Here is a 15526-nt window from a genome sequence, read left to right as displayed (position 1 = left end):
AGTCGCGAGCCCGGAATCCATAACCACCAGCCGGGGTTATGGAGTCCGGACCTGGCCCTACGGGCCATCCCGGAATGACGACGGTGAGGTGGAGGTACGCGAAAATCCCCCATCCCGGACCTTGCCAATCGGGACAAGAGCGGTTAGTCAGAGCGCTCTTTCGCACCCCTCCGGCGCTGTCCGGAGGCTGCCTGCGGGCCCAGCCCGCGCTGTCTGCGAAAAACGCGCCCGTAGCTCAGCTGGATAGAGCATCAGACTACGAATCTGAGGGTCGGACGTTCGAATCGTTCCGGGCGCGCCATTCTTCGACGAAAGATCAGGACAAAGCAGCATCCGGTCGCCGTCGCCAGATGGCCTAGGACCAAGTGGCCATGCCGTGTGAGAAAGCTGGATGAAGATATCGCAGGCGTTCAAGTTCGAGGCAGCGCATCGGCTGCCGAACGTGCCCGAGACCCATCGATGCCGCCGGCTGCATGGTCATTCCTACCGGGTCGAGGTCCAGCTGGACGGGCCGGTCGACCCGCACACCGGCTTCGTCGCTGATTTCTTCGATATTGAAAAGTGCTTCGCCGACATCATCGGCGCGTTGGATCACCACTGCCTGAACGAGGTCGCAGGCCTCGAAAACCCGACCGCCGAGAACATCGCGATCTGGATCTGGGATCGGCTGAAGCCGGGCCTTGCGCAACTGTCGGCCGTCCGCGTCTATGAAACGGCGGACTGCTGGGCCGAATATCAGGGGCGGTGACGACGGCCCGCTGACCCAGCGCCGGCCTCACCGTCGCCATATGGGAACCCGCAGGGAAACTCAGGATCAGCCGTATGAGCGGAGTGGTGCTGCTTGCGCGCCGCCGGACGGGTCTCATTACTCACGAATATATGAGCTGTGTTGATAACCGCACGCGGGTTGGAGGGTTTAATTTCAAGCTGGCGTCGAATGTCTGCAATGCCAGTCTATGCTTGGCCCCCGTTCAGGGAAACCGCTGATGGAACGCAAGCTCGCCGCGATCATGGCCGCCGACATCGTCAGCTACAGCCTGATGATGGCCGAAAACGAGGCCTCCACCTATAAAGAGCTGCGCGCGGTCTTCGACAACCTGATCGAGCCCACAGTCGCGCAGCATGGTGGACGCATCTTCAAGATGACCGGGGACGGGTTTCTGGCGATGTTTCCAAGCGTCAACGAAGCCGTTGATGCGGGCTCTGCCATCCAGCAAGGGTTCGACAACGCCCCGTTTGAGCTGCGCATAGGCATCAACCTCGGTGATGTCATCGAGGACAATGGCGACATGTACGGCGACGGCGTTAATGTCGCCACACGGCTTGAGACGATGGCCGATCCCGGTAGCATCTTCGTTAGCGGCGCTGTCGTCATGGCCGCAGACCGCAATCGCGGCGATGTGTTCGCGCGTGTGGGCCGCAGGCGCGCCAAGAACATTCCCGAGCGTCTTAATGTCTACCGGGTCCGGCGCGCGCAATCCTCGTGGTCCCGCTGGCGAAAAGTCCAGCGCGTTCTACACGGTACCGCTGCGCGCTGGTCGTATGGCGTCGCCGCCGTAGCCCTTGTCCTCATCGGTACCCAAATCCAACCGCTTTCCCTGGCGGCGATGGTCAGTCGGCTCCCGGCCGCGCTGCTTTTCGACCAGACCCGCGCCGACCCGCGGCCGTCAGTTGCGGTCATGCCCTTTGCGACCATGAGCGGCGACCAGTCGTACTTTGCAGACGGGCTGACCGAGGATGTGACCACGGCGCTTGCAAGGAATTCCGAGCTTCAGATCATCGCGCGCGACTCCACCTATGCCGTGCGCGGGCAAGAAAGCGATATGCGCAAGCTCGGGGCAAAGCTGGGCGTTTCCTACGTGGTGGAAGGCAGCGCGCGCCGCGAGGGGGACCGGCTTCGCGTCTCGGCGCAGCTGATCGACGTGAAATCGGGCGCGCACCTTTGGTCGCGCAGCTTCGACAGGCAGGTTGCCGACGTCTTCACCGTACAAAGCGAGCTGACCACGGAAATCGTCGCCCAGCTCGCGCCGTATATCGGCCGAAATGAAGCCATCGCTGCCGCGCAACGTCCGACCGACAACCTCCAGGCTTACGATCTTCTCCTGCGGGCCCGTCATCGATACCGGCATGGCGTCCAGGATGCGGAAGCACTTATGGAGGCACGCGGCCTATATCACCGCGCGCTGGAAATGGACCCGGCCTATGCCGCCGCCCGTGCGGGCTTGGCCCTCACTTACATCGCGGATGTGGCCAAGAGGTCGAGTGGTCGGGCGACAGCGCATGAGCTGGAACTAGGTCTTAGCGAAGCGCGCCAGGCTGTGCGCCTCGATCCCAATCTCTCGCTCGGCTATCAGGTGATCAGCTTCGGGCTGGCGGTGCAGGGCGATTATGCGGGCGGCTTGCAGGCCGCCAAGCGCGCCGTCGAACTGAATCCCAATGACCCGGATAGCATGATGGCATTGGCAAAAGCGCAAGTCCGTTTCGGGGACTACGCGGACGCCGTTGCCAATGCCGAGCGGGCGCGTCGCCTTCATCCCATGGCACCGGAATATTACGCCTATGTGCATGGCCAGGCTCTTTACGCCGCTGATCGTCGCGATGAGTCGGCTACCGTGATCTCCGAATGCCTTGTAAGGGCGCCGCGCGATGCCAACTGCCTGCTCATCCAGGCTGCGCTGCAAGGGCGGCGCGGTGATGAAGAAGCGGCGCAGCTGACGATGGCAAGCTTGGTAGGAGCCCAACCGACATTTTCGTTGGAGGCAGAGCGCTCTTATCGCCGGTTTGGCAACAAGCCACTCATGGAGCAGTTCCTGAAGGACCTGACGCGGGCGAAGGCACCGGGGGCTGCGTAATAGGATTTTTGTTCAGTTTCATCTCGTCGGGCGCACCGTTTCGATAGTAAGTTCGTCCGATGCGCACGATCGATCATCTATTCTTCCGCCTCGTCCTACTCCTTGCCATCGCAGCCGCCCCGGCGCTTCCCGCAGCCGCGGCCGAACCCTGCCCGTTCATCAGTGCCAAGGAGCTCGCCGGCGCGATGCCGGCGATCAAATGGTCGTTGATTTCAAATCAGGATGGCCGCGGCTGCATCTACCAGGCCGGGCGCGGCGACACGATGATGCTCACCGTCTTCCGCAATCCCGACAAGGACCGCGCAAAGGAATTGTACGCGACCTTCGTCAAGACCCTCGGCGAGCGCATGCCACTGAGCGCGGTGTCCGGGATCGGCGACGAAGCCCAGCGCGGAACGAGCGCCGCCGGCGCGGAGCGCCAGGAGGCCTCGGTCGTCGTTTTGGCCGGCGATTACATTCTCCAGATCACCGTCCATCCGATAGGCCGGCGTGCCGACGATGCGCTGCTCGGGCCGCTGACCGAAGCCGCGCGCATTGCCGTCGGAAGCGTGAGCAGGAGCAGCGAGCGGTTCGGCAATTGCGAGTGGCTCACGGCCGCGGATGCCGACGGCTTTCTCGACAAGAGCACGCTGACGGTACAGCGGACCGGCGCGGGCAGCTGCATGATGTTCGATGGCGAGGCCAACACCATGATCGCCTCGGTGATCGCGACTTCGCGCGACACCGCCATCAGCATGATGAAGCGCGCAGGACCCTGCAAGCATGTGGCGATACAAGAACTCGGCAGTGAAGCGTTCGGCGAGCATTCCTGCACCAAGGGCAACGGTAACGCCGTCACCATCTATGTCTGGAAGAACGGCAGGCAGGCTTCGGTCGTGTTCGCACCGGTCAAGCCGCATCCCGAGTCCGGTTCGGTCGAGCGCCTGAAGGCGGTCGCCGGGCGCATCTATGGAAAGCTGTAACGGCGCGGCAGGACGATTGTTGTAATAGCCCGCGGATGAGCTGAACGCCTACGCCGGCTTTCGAGCTCCCCATTGGCCGTGGCAGCTCTGGACGCGAAGCTGCTCCTACAGAACGAAATAGAGGGATTGATCGAGACCGTCCGTGCGAGTGACGATGAGGATCGTATCACCGCGTGTTCCGTCGTCTACCGCGTTCCAGGCAGCGCTGACCGCATCCGCGGCTTGCTGATCGATGGCAAGATAATGAAGGATTCCCTTGCTCCATTGATCATCCATCGTGACGTTTGCGCGGGCCATTTGAATTTCTTGCAGACTGCTCTCCACAAAGGCAAGGGCGTCAGGGGCGCCTATCGGCGTGCCCGGAGGAAATTCGGCTGCCTTGCCGGCCGAAACGCCGAAGACATCGCCGTCGATTTCGACAGTGTAGTCGATTTTCTCGCCACCTTGATCGAGGTACTGAATTTGATCCTCAGTCTTGATCAGTTCAGCATTGGCGGCACGAAACAGCACCTCGAAGGAAAAAGCCTCCGATAAAGCGGCGCTGGCTCCCGGAGCGTGCGAGCTGATGATGGTCTGAGCGGCCTCGCTGAGCTCGCCAAAGTCGGTCGCGTCATATGGATCATCGCCAAAATCGAGTGTCGCCGTCAAAAGAGCGGGACTCGGGGAGATGTCGATGTCCTGCGCAGAAAAATTCGGAGCGAGAACGCCTACACCATCACCGTCCTCGGGCGAGCCGACATACTCGATCAGGTCCTCGAACTGCAGCCGCTCTATCCCCGTCAAGAAATCCGTCCCGTCGAGATTTGAATGGCCGATTCGCGTATCCGTCACGGTCAAGGTGTCGCCGTCCCAGCTTAGATCGTAAGCAGAACGCGGGCCGTGAAATACGAAGGTGTCCAACCCGCCTCCACCGTCGGCTGTATCCGTTCCACCGCTTCCTGTAATCGTGTCATGACCTGCGCCGGAGTGAATATCCGTATCTGTCCAATCGGGATTGTAGGCGGCAGAGAAAGCCGAGCCGCTATAGTCGCGAGAGGCGGCTGCGATGGTGATCACATCGTCGCCATCGCCGGTATCGATCTTGAAATAATTCGTCCAATCAGCGCCGTTGCTGTCCGCGCCTATCCAAACGACGTCACTCCCGGATCCCGTCGAGATTTCACCGCGCTTGGCGCCGTCAACCAGAATTTCTTGCCCGGCGGTGTTGTCGAGCGACACCCAAGCATCGACCCAGTTCTCGAGAATCAGCTTGGAGCCTGAGAAATCGCTGACATAGACGTTCTTGATTGTATTCCAGGCCGAATCGAGCGAGAGCCGCGCCGTGGTCGCGTCCAACCAATCCAGACTTACATTTCCCGCGAAGTTATTCGCGGACAGGTCGAGCGACCCGGCTGACGATTGAAATGTGTCAGAGGTTCCGCGTGTAGCGGGATCGGAGCCGCGCAGACTGTCGTATTGCGTTCCGTCGCTGTCCAGAATTCTGTACTTGTAACCCGCCGCGAAGTTTCTCCAGAGATGATCGTGAAGCGCTGAGTGAGGGTCCCAGCCGGGAGACAAAGAGGTTTGCGATAGGTTGAAGGTGATCTGCGGCATCGCATCCTCATCGCATGGAGCTATCAGCTGCTGTAAGTCGGGAAGACCAAGCTGAATTAGACAAATCGAATGCACGCCACATCACCCTTCCGGGTGAGAACACGCCGCGCAATGGCGGGCCTGATTGAATTGATGCGACGAATTTCTTGGCGTCTGATCGGCAGACGAGCTGGCGGCGGTCCAGGTCGACGAAACGGCGGACTGCTGGGCCGAATATCAGGGGTGGTGACGACAGCCGGACGCTGATGCGTCCCGCCTCGCCATCGTGCTGCAAGCTGCCGGTCGTCGGCGAATCGCGACTGCGGGCGTCACGGATTTGCTCGCCGGCATTGACGGCGTGCTGCGACTACACCGTCAGCCCGCAAGCCCGCCGGATCGCGATCTGAACAGGCGAAGGCGGCAACGCCGGGTCAAACTCGCCCTTCGGCAACAGCGGAGGCTGGGCCATGAAGCGCGGCCGTGTCCCTCGGTGGGGTTGTGCGGCATGAACGAGGAACGGGTGGCACAGATAGACGCTGCCTGCCGTACCGGTCGCCAGCTCGATCTCGCAATCATTCGTCGAGGCCCAGTCCTCGGCAGCGAGCTGCCGGAGCGTCGCGCCGGCCTCGCCATAGGGCAGCAGCTCCCGCGCGATGGTGGCATGCGAGCCTTTCCGGATTCGCGTCGGCGCATCATCGGCGCCGACATCGGAGAGCAGGAAGATCATCAGCAATGCGCGTCCGCTGCTCTTCACATTGGCGCGCCATTCCATGAAATCCGGATTGGCGGTGCCAAAGCTCACGTCCACATGCCAGCCGTCATCACCGGGCGATTCGGCTGACGGAAAGCGGATCGGAAAGGTCCCGAGGCCGGTGGGTGCAAGCCAGCGTCCTTCGCCCACGAGTTGATCATAGGCCTTGTGCAGGGGCGCCGCGTTCGCAGCTTCAATGAAAGGGGGCGAAGCCTTGAATCCCACCCGGACGACGGGTCGAGTCCAAAATTCAGGTCGGTCCGGTGACAAGCCGATCTCCGCCCACAGCTCGTCCCTGCATTGCTTTGCGAGATGGGTGCTGAAGGCGTTCTCGATCTTGACGAAACCGTCGTCGATGAAGTTCTGGACCTGACGAGACGTCAGGCCAGCCTGTTCAGTTTGGGGCATAGCACATTCTCCGTGCGGCTATCGCATCAAGCGCAGCCGGTTTGATCTGATTGGCGCGGATGCGCCGCGGCGACGTCAGCCGTTCAGATCAGCGGAAAGAATGTGGACATGAACATCATGCGGGAACGTATACAGCGGCAGACCGGAGAATCAAGTCGCGCCGAGCGGCTTCATGGCCATGCGAGCTTCAGTTCCATAGCTCAGGCTTTCACCGCAGGCCCTGTTCGTCGATCAAGATGCGGTGGATCTCGATGCGCTGCGGCAGCTCGATCAGGAATTCCGCGTCGCGCGCGAGATGATGGACCTTGGTCGGCTCGCCCTTGGTGAAGGCCGTCATGGCCGCAATGTCGGCCCAATAGGAAATGGTCGTGAACCACGTCTCCTCATCGCGGTCCTCGCGCAGTTGCTGCACCCCGAGTGCGGTCTTCAGCAACGGTGGAATGCCCTCGGCCTGCAGATAGGCCTGGTAGGCATCGGCGAGATCGCGGCGGGTACGGCCGCGCCAGATGCGGGCGATGGTCGGCTTGGTCGGCATGGCGGGACTCCTGCGAGGCGAAACGCTGTGCCTCGCATTTCCGTTCCATGTGTCTGCGCGTCACTGCCGGTGACAGGACCCATGCCGATCGCCGACGGCACCGTCGCACGGTTAGGGTCATTGATCTGAAGCAATGATGATCTCGACCACAAATGCTAGAGCGATTCGCAAGTCGCGACTCCGGACCAGCCGGTCGCGAGAACAGCATCGCGTGCTGGAACCCGAGGACTCAATGGGACGACTCCTGAATATCGTGACGCCGCTGCATACGGCGACCAAGCGCGACTACATGGGCCGCATGAACGACGACAAGATCGGTTGCTCGCTGAAGGCGCGGGAATACGAGGCCGATTATTGGGATGGCGACCGCCGCTTCGGCTATGGCGGTTACCGCTTCATCGAAGGGCGCTGGGCGCCGGTCGCCAAGGCGCTGATCGAGACCTATGGCCTCAAGGACGGCTCCAGCGTGCTCGACGTCGGCTGCGGCAAGGGCTTTCTGCTCTACGAGATGCAGAAGATCCTGCCCGGCCTGAAGGTCGTCGGCTTCGACATCTCCAGGCACGGTCTTGCCAATGCCCACGAGCAGGTGAAGCCGTATCTGTTCAACTATCGCGCCCAGGACATCTATCCCTATGGCGACCAGAGCTTCGACCTCGTGATCTCGCTCGGCACGCTGCACAATCTCCGTCTCTACGAACTCAATGCCGCGCTGAACGAGATCGAGCGCGTCGGCAAGAACAAATACGTCATGGTCGAGGGCTACCGGACCGTTGCCGAATTGCACAATCTCGAGTGCTGGGCGCTGACGGCGGAGTCCATCCTGCACACCTCGGAATGGATCTGGCTGTACGGCAAGCTCGGCTACACCGGCGATTACGAATTCATCTATTTCGAGTGATCGGGCGCTCCTCATGGACATCAAGACAGCCAAGGCGGCCATTCTCGTCGAATCGGGTAAGCCGCTGATCGTCGACGAGTTCACCTTGCCCGACAGGCTCGAACACGGTCAGGTGCTCGCGCATGTGCACACGTCGAGCATCTGTGGCGCGCAGATCAACGAAATCGACGCCGTCAAAGGCGTCGACAAGTTCCTGCCGCACCTTCTCGGGCACGAGGCGCTGGCGACGATCGTCGAGACCGGACCCGGCGTCGTCTCCTGCAAGCAGGGTGACACCGTCATCATGCATTGGCGCCCGGGCAAGGGCGTCCAGTCTAACACGCCGGTCTATTCCTGGCGCGGCAAGCGCCTCAATGCAGGCTGGGTCACCACCTTCAACGACTATGCCGTGGTGTCCGAGAATCGCGTCACGCCCGTTCCGGCCTCGATCGACCGCACCAGCGCGCCGCTGCTCGGCTGCGCGGTGACGACCGCGCTCGGCGTCGTCAACAACGACGCCCAGATCGCCATCGGCGAAGCCGTCGTCGTGTTCGGTGTCGGCGGCGTCGGATTGAACATCGTGCAATTTGCCGCGATGGTCGGCGCCTATCCCGTCATCGCGATCGACCGCCTCGACAACAAGCTCGAGATGGCCCGGCAGTTCGGCGCGACCCACGCCATCAACTCCGAAGCGGCCGGGGATATCGCTGCCGAGGTTCGGTCGATCACGGGTACTGAGGGACCCGACAAGGTCGTCGAGACCACCGGCGTCAAGCATCTGATCGAGCTCGCCTACGAGATCACGGCGAAGAAGGGCCGCTGCATCCTCGTCGGCGTTCCCCGCGAGAAGGCCGAAATCTACACGCTGCCGCTCCACTTCGAGAAGGTGCTGAAGGGCTCGGAAGGCGGGCAATGCCAGCCGGCGCGCGATATCCCGCGTCTCGTTCGGCTGAGCGATGCCGGCAAGGTGAGCTATCGCGGGATCGTGACCCACGAGTTCGCGCTTGACGACGTCAATGACGCGCTGGACCTGATGCGCAGCGGCACATCGGGGCGAATTCTGCTGAACATCTGCTGAGCGCGCCAAGTCTGGTCGAGGCAGCCGGCACCGCAAGTCCGGCGCGCAGATCATCAAAGCCGTTCTTTTCAGCCTGAACGGGGCCGTTCGCAGGCCTTTCGGCATCTGCAATGGCGCCGTGGCTGACAGCCTGGCCAAGCCAGACGTCCTGCGGCTTCGCGCCGGCCGTAACCGCCGGTTAACCATGCATATTTACGGTGTCGAAAGCCTCTGAACTGTGTCAGTTGATTTCGAGTCGAGCCCATGGCGTTCGGTAGCCGCCCATCTCCGCGAAGCATCGCCCCGACGGAGCCAGCGGCTTCGTGGGAAGCGCCGCGGGCTGCGCGGACGAAACCTGACGGCGCCGCGCCGGCGCTGATCAAGGGATCGCTGACCGTCTCCGGAGCGCTCTCGTTCCTCCGCGAAAACGGCCGGCGCATTCTGACGCTGGCATTGGCGCTGTTCGCCCTCGGCGTCGTCGTTCTCATGGTTCTGCCGGTCCGGTACGCGGCGACGGCCCTGGTCGTGCTCGATCCCCGCGAGTTGCGGATCACCACGGAGCAGGACGTCTTGCCGGGCATCGGCCAGGACGCCGCCGCGCTTCAGAGCCAGATCGAGATCGCCAAATCGGACGGCTTTCTCCGCCCCCTGATCGAGCAGCTCAAGATCGCCGACGACGAGGATATCGCGGGCGGTCATACCGACATGACGCGCCTGCTCGAAAAATTCCGCAGCCGCCTCGAGATCACGCGCCGCGGCCTCACCTATGTCATTGCGGTTTCCTTCACCTCGAACCGCCCCGAGCGGGCCGCTTACTATGCCAACGCCATCGCCGAGGCGTTCGTCGCCAGCCAAGGCCGCGTCCGCACCGAGGCCACCGACGAGGCGGCCGACTGGCTCAAGGACCGGCTCAAGACGTTGAACGAGCGCCTGCGCGCCTCGGAAGACGCCGTCGCCGCCTTCAGGCTTGAGCACAAGATTCTTAATGCCGGCAAGGATTCGACCACCCAGCAATTGCGGGTGACCGATCTCAATCAGCAGGTCTCTGCCGCACGTCTTCGCGCCGAGGAAGCCAAGGCGCGCTACGAGCAGGTGCAGCGTGATCTCAAGGCCAATGTCGAAGGACCGGTGAAGCAGGACCTTCTGAGCATGTTGCGGGCGCAGCGCTCGACCCTCAATGACCAGATCGCGCAGAAGAAGGCGGTGTACGGCGAGCGCCATCCCGACCTCGCGATCTCCTACAGCCAGCTCGCCGACATCAACCGGCAGATCGAGGTCGAGCGGAAGAAAAACATCGACACCGCCAAGTCCGAATTTGAAGCTCAGCTGGAGCAGCAGAAGGCGCTGGAAAAGCAGCTCAAGGCGGTCGAGACGCAGATGCTGGTCGACGGTCAGGCACTGGTGAAGCTGCAGGAGCTGCAGCGCGATGCCGACGCCAACAGGAACATCTACGAGCAGTTCCTGTCACGGTTCAAGACGACCAACGAGCAGCGTCAACTGCAGGCGTCCCAGACCAAGATCGCCTCGCCCGCCATTCCGCCGCTGCGCTCGACGCGTCCGCCCCTCGCTCTGCTGCTGGCGGCGCTGGCGATCGGCTCGCTGCTGACGTCGACCGCCGCAATTGCGGCGATGACGAGCATGTCCGACCAGTCTGCGCCCACTGAAGCTCCCGTGCCTTCCGTCGTGGAGGGCACGCAAGGCCGGCAGGTCCAGGCTCACGTTCAGCCTCAAATTCAACCACCGACCGCCGCCATGGGCCGGCCCGAAGCGATGCCGCGCCTTCCCGTCTGGGCCCGCATCCCCGATCTTTCGTCCGGAGCCGGGACCAACACCATCAACACCGTGTGGCAAAGGCCGGGTGCGACCCCGGCCGAGTTCGATCTCGGTGCCTATCTGCGGCCGCTGCTCGAGCGGATCGATCGCGTGCCGGTGCGCGGCTGCAAGGTCGCCCTCGTGCTGTCGGTCGGCAAGAGCGCCGGCGGCAACACCGTTGCCCGCTCCCTGAATCGCGCCGCCGTGAACCGCGGCATGATGAGCGTGTTGATCCGGCTGCAGCCGGAATTTGCAGGTCACCAGCCTCCGGTGACCGAATGGAATGACGGCTCGACCACGGCGGGACTTCAGTCGATCGACGAGCTCCTGAGCGCCGGCCGCAAGGCCGATGCGCGGCCCGAGGACGATATTCGCTCGGAATTCGATCTGATCATCGTCCACGCCGGCAATCTCGCCTTGCAGCCCGACGCCATCGCGCTGGCGGCGCACGCGGACCTCATCGTGCTGGTGGCGCGCTCCGGCGAGCTCGGCTCGGCGGCGATGCGCAGGGTGACCGCGGCGCTGTCGCGGTATGACGCGGTGCCGACAGGTCTCGTCGTCAATCATGCGCCCGCAGGCTCGCTCTCGCCGCACCCCGAGGGTGGCGCATTGGGCCTTGCGGTTTGACGATGACGGGCTCGCGCCGTCGCCTGCTGACTGCTGCGATGCTCCTGTCGATCTCGTCAGGCCCGCCGGTCTTTGCCGGGGACTGTGTGCCCTTGCCGCAGACGGTCGCACCGGAGCGGCTTGCCGCGCTGTCCCGCGGCTTCAATGCGGACGGCTGGATCAACGGTGCGGCCCCGAGCCGCGAGTTGCTGCAGCAATTGCGCAAGGCGGGAATGAGACATGTCCGCCTTCCGGTGCCGGCAGAGCGCGTCATGCCTCGTTTCGCTGCGAAGGCCGAGCGCGACGAGGCGCTGCGCGTGCTCGACCAGGCGCTGAAGCAGCTCACGGCGCTCGGCTACGCCATCTCCGTCGATCTTCATCCCGGCGAGCGCTTCAACCGCCTGCACAAGGAGGATCCGGACGAGGCGCTGCGTCAGATGCAGGAGGCCTGGAGCGGTCTTGCTCAGGTCATTCGATCCTATCCGCCCGATCGCATCTTCGCCGAGCTGCTCAACGAGCCCGATGTCGATGCCGGCAAATGGCAAACCGAGGTCGAGGCGCTCGCCGTCTTCGTGCGCGGATTGCTTCCCAAGACGACTCTCGTTGTCGGTCCGGTCAATTGGCAGCGCGCGGACTCGCTGCCACAGTTCCGGCCGCTGCCGGATCCCGACATCGTCTATGCCATCCACTTCTACGATCCCATGGTGTTCACCCATCAGGCCCACTGGGATGCGCAGGATCCGCTGCACGACATCATCGATCTGCCTTATCCGATCAACGCCGACGATCCCAAAGTTCGCGCGCTGCGCCAGGATCTGCAGGATCGGGGCGCGACCAAGGCGCTCGGTATGCTCGACGTCGCGATTGCCGCCGCCAGGGACAGGCCAAGTGCCGATCGCTGGCTCGCGCCCGCGCTTCAATGGCAGCAGCAGTTTGCGCGGCCGATCATCATCAACGAATTCGGCGTGTTGAAAGCCGGCGCGCCCAGGCAGAGCCGCGTGCGCTGGCTGGCGGAAGTCACCGCTTTTGCCCGTGACCATTGCTGGGGTTGGACGCATTGGGAGCTGGCGCAGGGTTTTGGCCTCGTCGACCGCAGCACCGGCAAGCCCGATCCCGATGTGATGCGGGCGCTGCTCGGCGCGCCGCGGCCCGGCCGGCGCTGACCTCTTCGCTTCCGCTATCGTTAACGAATCCTTACACACCCCCCGCTATCGTGCTCCCCGCGCGCTGCCAAAGGACGATTGATGAGTGCCGGGGACTTAACCCAGGTTCAGACCGAGCAGACCGAGCAGGCCGAGCCGTCGCCGCCGGCCTGGCGCGAGCTGGTCACGACATTCTGCATCGCCGTGGCGACGATCGGCTTCGCGCCGGTCCTGCACCTTGCCAATCCGGCCCTGGCCATTGCCGTCGAGGCTCTGGTCGGTATCGCCATTGTCCTTAGCGTTCCGACCTATGCGCCCGCCATTGCGATCTTCGTTCTGTTCTTCCAGAATCTGTTCGTCTCGCTTCTGTCGCCGCTGGTCCCGCTGCCGTCCGATCTCGACTTCATCAAGGGTTACAACTTCCTCGTCTGCTCCGTCATGTGGCTGGCGACGTTCGGCCTGTACGTCCTGGGCCAGAGGAAACAATCGGCCGAGGTGAACCGGATCATGCGCTGGGGTGTCGTCACCCTCGCCGTGGTGTCGCTGTATTTCGCGATCGGCTTCGTCCAGGACGGACAGCCGGCAGCGGTGTACTTGCGCAACATCGTGCTGCCGCTGTTCCTGTTCCAGCTCTCGCTTCTGACCGCCGCGACTTATGAGGTGCGCATCACGCCGTTCCTGGTGGCCCTTGCGGTCGTGCTCATGCTCTGCGGCTATGTCGAACTCGTCTTCCGCGACGTCTGGCTGGCGATGACCAACGGCCATACGTTCTGGGGTTTCGACGAGCTCAAGGCGACCCATTCGGGTGTCTGGGAAGCCCAGATGCGCCAGACTGGAAACGTGCCGGTCGATCTCAAGGATCGCTTCAGCTTCGACTTCCTGAACACGCCTCTGCTCGAAGGGTTCGGCCTCTCGAAGATGCTGCGTATCCACGGTCCGAACATGCACCCGATCAGCTTCGCCTATGGGATCGGCTTTCTCGGCTTGTTCCTGTTCTCGGTGGGACGTCCGCTCCTGGCCTTCGCGGCGTTGCCGCTCCTGGTGTTTTGCAGCGTGAAGGGAGCGCTCATCGTCGTGGTCTTCGTGGTCGCGGCCTGGATCGCGACCCGTCTGCTCGGCGCCGTGGTGACGTTGCTGCTCGGCTTCCTGGGTATGATCGCCTTTGCGGTCCTGGCGATCCGCCTCGGCCTGCAGATCGGCGACTATCATGTCATTGGGCTGATGGGTGGCCTGGATGGATTCGTGCAGAGACCCTTCGGCCGAGGGCTCGGCATCGGCGGCAATTTGTCGGATAGTTATTTTTCCATCGACTGGAACGCCGCGCAGGCGGCCGGCACGATCGACGGCGCGGTCGAAAGCGCGATCGGCGTGCTGCTCTACCAGATGGGCATCGCCGCCTTCGTGCCGCTTGCCTTCTATTTCGCGATGGCGCTCAAGGCCTGGCGTCTCTACGCGTCCTCGGGATATCTGACACAGGGGCTCGCCGGCTTCGGCGTCATGGTCGTGCTGCTCAACGGATTGTTTCAGGAAGAAGCCTTGTTCGCGCCGCTGGCGCTCGGCCTCATGCTCTCGCTCACTGGCCTCGTCATCGGCAGTCATGTGAGAATGCAGGCCCTCGCCCGCGAGGAGGCCGCGTTCGAGCAGCTCACTCACTACCAGCCCGAGCGTAGCTCCGCATCAGTGCGGGCCTGACTCACTGTCGCAGGAACCGACCGTTTTTCTCGGCGTTGATCCTGGGTGGCCTCTCACCCAGCCGATTGCGAGAGATGAAGGATTTTTCAAACGCTGCATTTTCTCCCGATGTGATCGAGGTCATGACGGGCGCCTTAAAAGCCGCGATTGCGAGCCTGCCCGAGCCCGTGCATGCCTCGCATGTCAACGCGCTGGCCGAATCCATCCTGCGTACCGCCGGCGCGGGCGAGCGCAACGCCGTCGATCTGCAAAGGATCGCCTTGTTGGAGCTGCAACTGGTGCCGCGTGAATAGGCAGGCGGTCATGAGGGCGACATTCACTGTCACCGTTGCACTCCTTACCTCGCTTTCGGCCGCTCGCGCGGAGAGCTGGACGACCTACCGCATCGTCGAATCCGGAACGTCGGTCGACATTCCCGCCTCGCTCTTTACGGAGACAGCCGGCAAGCCCGACGGCTACGGCCAGCGATTTCGTACGTCAGACGGGAGGGCCGATTTCACCGTGCAGGCCGTTGCCAACCAGCAGGGCCTTTCGCCGGCTCAATTCCTCGCCGCGAAGAATCCGCCGCCCGGGATCATCTACAAGCGCATTGCGCGGAACTTCTTCGTGGTCTCGAGCATCAAGCGCGACACGATCTGGTACAACCGCTGCAATTTTTCGCGGGGCTACGTGCACTGCGTGCTGATCAATTATCCCGCGGCCGAGAAGCGGCAATGGGATCGTGTCGTCACGCGGATTAGCCACAGTCTGAGCCCAGGCTGAAGCGGAGCGAGAAGAAGCTGCCCGGGGGCGAGCCGGGCAGCAGGTCGTGAGGATTATCGCGCCGTTGTCGATGTGGTCGACATGGTCGGCTTCGAGCCCGGCACATGCGACATCGTCTTTGTGGTCGAACCCACCTCCTGGCCGGCCTTGACCTTGGTGCGGGTGTGCGAGCGGCTGAACGTGCCGCCGTCATGGGCCTGGGCCCGGGCGTTGGAGTTCATCACCGGGCCGTTGCCCTTGTTCATGCTGACGCCGGTCCGGGCCTTGCCGTCGGTGGCCGCAGCGCTCCCGCCGGCCGCGATCGAGGAGCCGGTGCGGCCGTCGGTCGAAGTGGAGGTGCCGCCCGTCCCGACCGTGGAAGCGGAAGTGCCGCCCACTGCGGCCGAGCCGCCGCTTCCGCCAGTGATGCTGGTCTGTGCGACAACTGGCGAGGCGGCAGCAAGCAGAAGCGCGACCGCCGAGGTCGTGAGTAGAGTTCTCATGTCTCAATCCTTTTCT

At 63.1% G+C, this 15526-nt stretch carries 14 protein-coding genes and 1 tRNA gene; 11 read left to right on the top strand and 4 right to left on the bottom strand.

The genetic code is table 11. From position 1 onward, the window contains the following. Positions 1-224: 224 nt before the first annotated feature. The 4 genes from RX330_RS33960 (at position 225) to RX330_RS33945 (ending at position 3814) form a co-directional block, all read left to right on the top strand. Positions 225-301: transfer RNA gene (locus RX330_RS33960), tRNA-Arg, on the top strand. A 90-nt stretch (positions 302-391) separates the two neighbouring features. Continuing rightward, positions 392-748 carry a 6-carboxytetrahydropterin synthase QueD gene (queD, locus tag RX330_RS33955; protein ID WP_317241395.1) on the top strand — a complete coding sequence of 119 codons (357 nt, stop codon included), beginning with the start codon at positions 392-394 and terminating at the stop codon, positions 746-748. Positions 749-986: 238 nt separating this feature from the next. Beyond that, positions 987-2852 (top strand): tetratricopeptide repeat protein, encoded by a 1866-nt coding sequence (locus tag RX330_RS33950; RefSeq protein WP_317241394.1) that lies wholly within the window; start codon positions 987-989, stop codon positions 2850-2852. Between the two features lie 59 nt (positions 2853-2911). Further along, positions 2912-3814: a hypothetical protein gene (locus tag RX330_RS33945; protein ID WP_317241393.1), complete on the top strand. Its 903-nt coding sequence runs from the start codon at positions 2912-2914 to the stop codon at positions 3812-3814. Between the two features lie 105 nt (positions 3815-3919). Here RX330_RS33945 and RX330_RS33940 read toward each other — a convergent pair whose 3' ends face one another. The 3 genes from RX330_RS33940 to RX330_RS33930 form a co-directional block, all read right to left on the bottom strand. Further along, on the bottom strand, positions 3920-5407 hold the full coding sequence (locus RX330_RS33940) for a hypothetical protein (RefSeq protein ID WP_317241392.1): 1488 nt from the start codon (positions 5405-5407) through the stop codon (positions 3920-3922). 346 nt (positions 5408-5753) lie between these two features. After that, positions 5754-6545 carry a phytanoyl-CoA dioxygenase family protein gene (locus RX330_RS33935; protein ID WP_317241391.1) on the bottom strand — a complete coding sequence of 264 codons (792 nt, stop codon included), beginning with the start codon at positions 6543-6545 and terminating at the stop codon, positions 5754-5756. Between the two features lie 208 nt (positions 6546-6753). Beyond that, positions 6754-7080 (bottom strand): hypothetical protein, encoded by a 327-nt coding sequence (locus RX330_RS33930; RefSeq protein ID WP_212084323.1) that lies wholly within the window; start codon positions 7078-7080, stop codon positions 6754-6756. 211 nt (positions 7081-7291) lie between these two features. On the opposite strand from RX330_RS33930, the gene RX330_RS33925 reads away from it, so the two are divergent. The 7 genes from RX330_RS33925 to RX330_RS33895 all read left to right on the top strand — a co-directional run bounded on the left by RX330_RS33925 (position 7292) and on the right by RX330_RS33895 (position 15028). Then, positions 7292-7978: a class I SAM-dependent methyltransferase gene (locus RX330_RS33925; RefSeq protein WP_212084325.1), complete on the top strand. Its 687-nt coding sequence runs from the start codon at positions 7292-7294 to the stop codon at positions 7976-7978. Between the two features lie 13 nt (positions 7979-7991). Then, positions 7992-9035, top strand: coding sequence for a zinc-binding dehydrogenase (locus RX330_RS33920; RefSeq protein ID WP_317241390.1), 1044 nt, complete (start codon positions 7992-7994; stop codon positions 9033-9035). Positions 9036-9278: 243 nt separating this feature from the next. Further along, positions 9279-11453, top strand: coding sequence for a GumC family protein (locus RX330_RS33915; protein WP_317241389.1), 2175 nt, complete (start codon positions 9279-9281; stop codon positions 11451-11453). 2 nt (positions 11454-11455) lie between these two features. Beyond that, positions 11456-12595, top strand: a complete 1140-nt coding sequence (locus RX330_RS33910; protein ID WP_317241388.1) for a glycoside hydrolase family 5 protein — start codon at positions 11456-11458, stop codon at positions 12593-12595. Positions 12596-12676: 81 nt separating this feature from the next. Continuing rightward, positions 12677-14266 (top strand): hypothetical protein, encoded by a 1590-nt coding sequence (locus RX330_RS33905; RefSeq protein WP_317241387.1) that lies wholly within the window; start codon positions 12677-12679, stop codon positions 14264-14266. Between the two features lie 74 nt (positions 14267-14340). Next, on the top strand, positions 14341-14559 hold the full coding sequence (locus RX330_RS33900) for a hypothetical protein (protein WP_212084341.1): 219 nt from the start codon (positions 14341-14343) through the stop codon (positions 14557-14559). Positions 14560-14569: 10 nt separating this feature from the next. Then, complete coding sequence (locus tag RX330_RS33895; protein WP_317241386.1) at positions 14570-15028, top strand: hypothetical protein; 459 nt, start codon at positions 14570-14572, stop codon at positions 15026-15028. Positions 15029-15081: 53 nt separating this feature from the next. On the opposite strand, the gene RX330_RS33890 is transcribed toward RX330_RS33895, so the two are convergent. Then, on the bottom strand, positions 15082-15510 hold the full coding sequence (locus tag RX330_RS33890) for a hypothetical protein (protein ID WP_212084346.1): 429 nt from the start codon (positions 15508-15510) through the stop codon (positions 15082-15084). Positions 15511-15526: the final 16 nt, after the last annotated feature.

This window comes from Bradyrhizobium sp. NDS-1, from assembly GCF_032918005.1.
GTDB lineage: Bacteria > Pseudomonadota > Alphaproteobacteria > Rhizobiales > Xanthobacteraceae > Bradyrhizobium > Bradyrhizobium tunisiense.
This window is presented reverse-complemented; position numbering and strand designations above follow the sequence as displayed.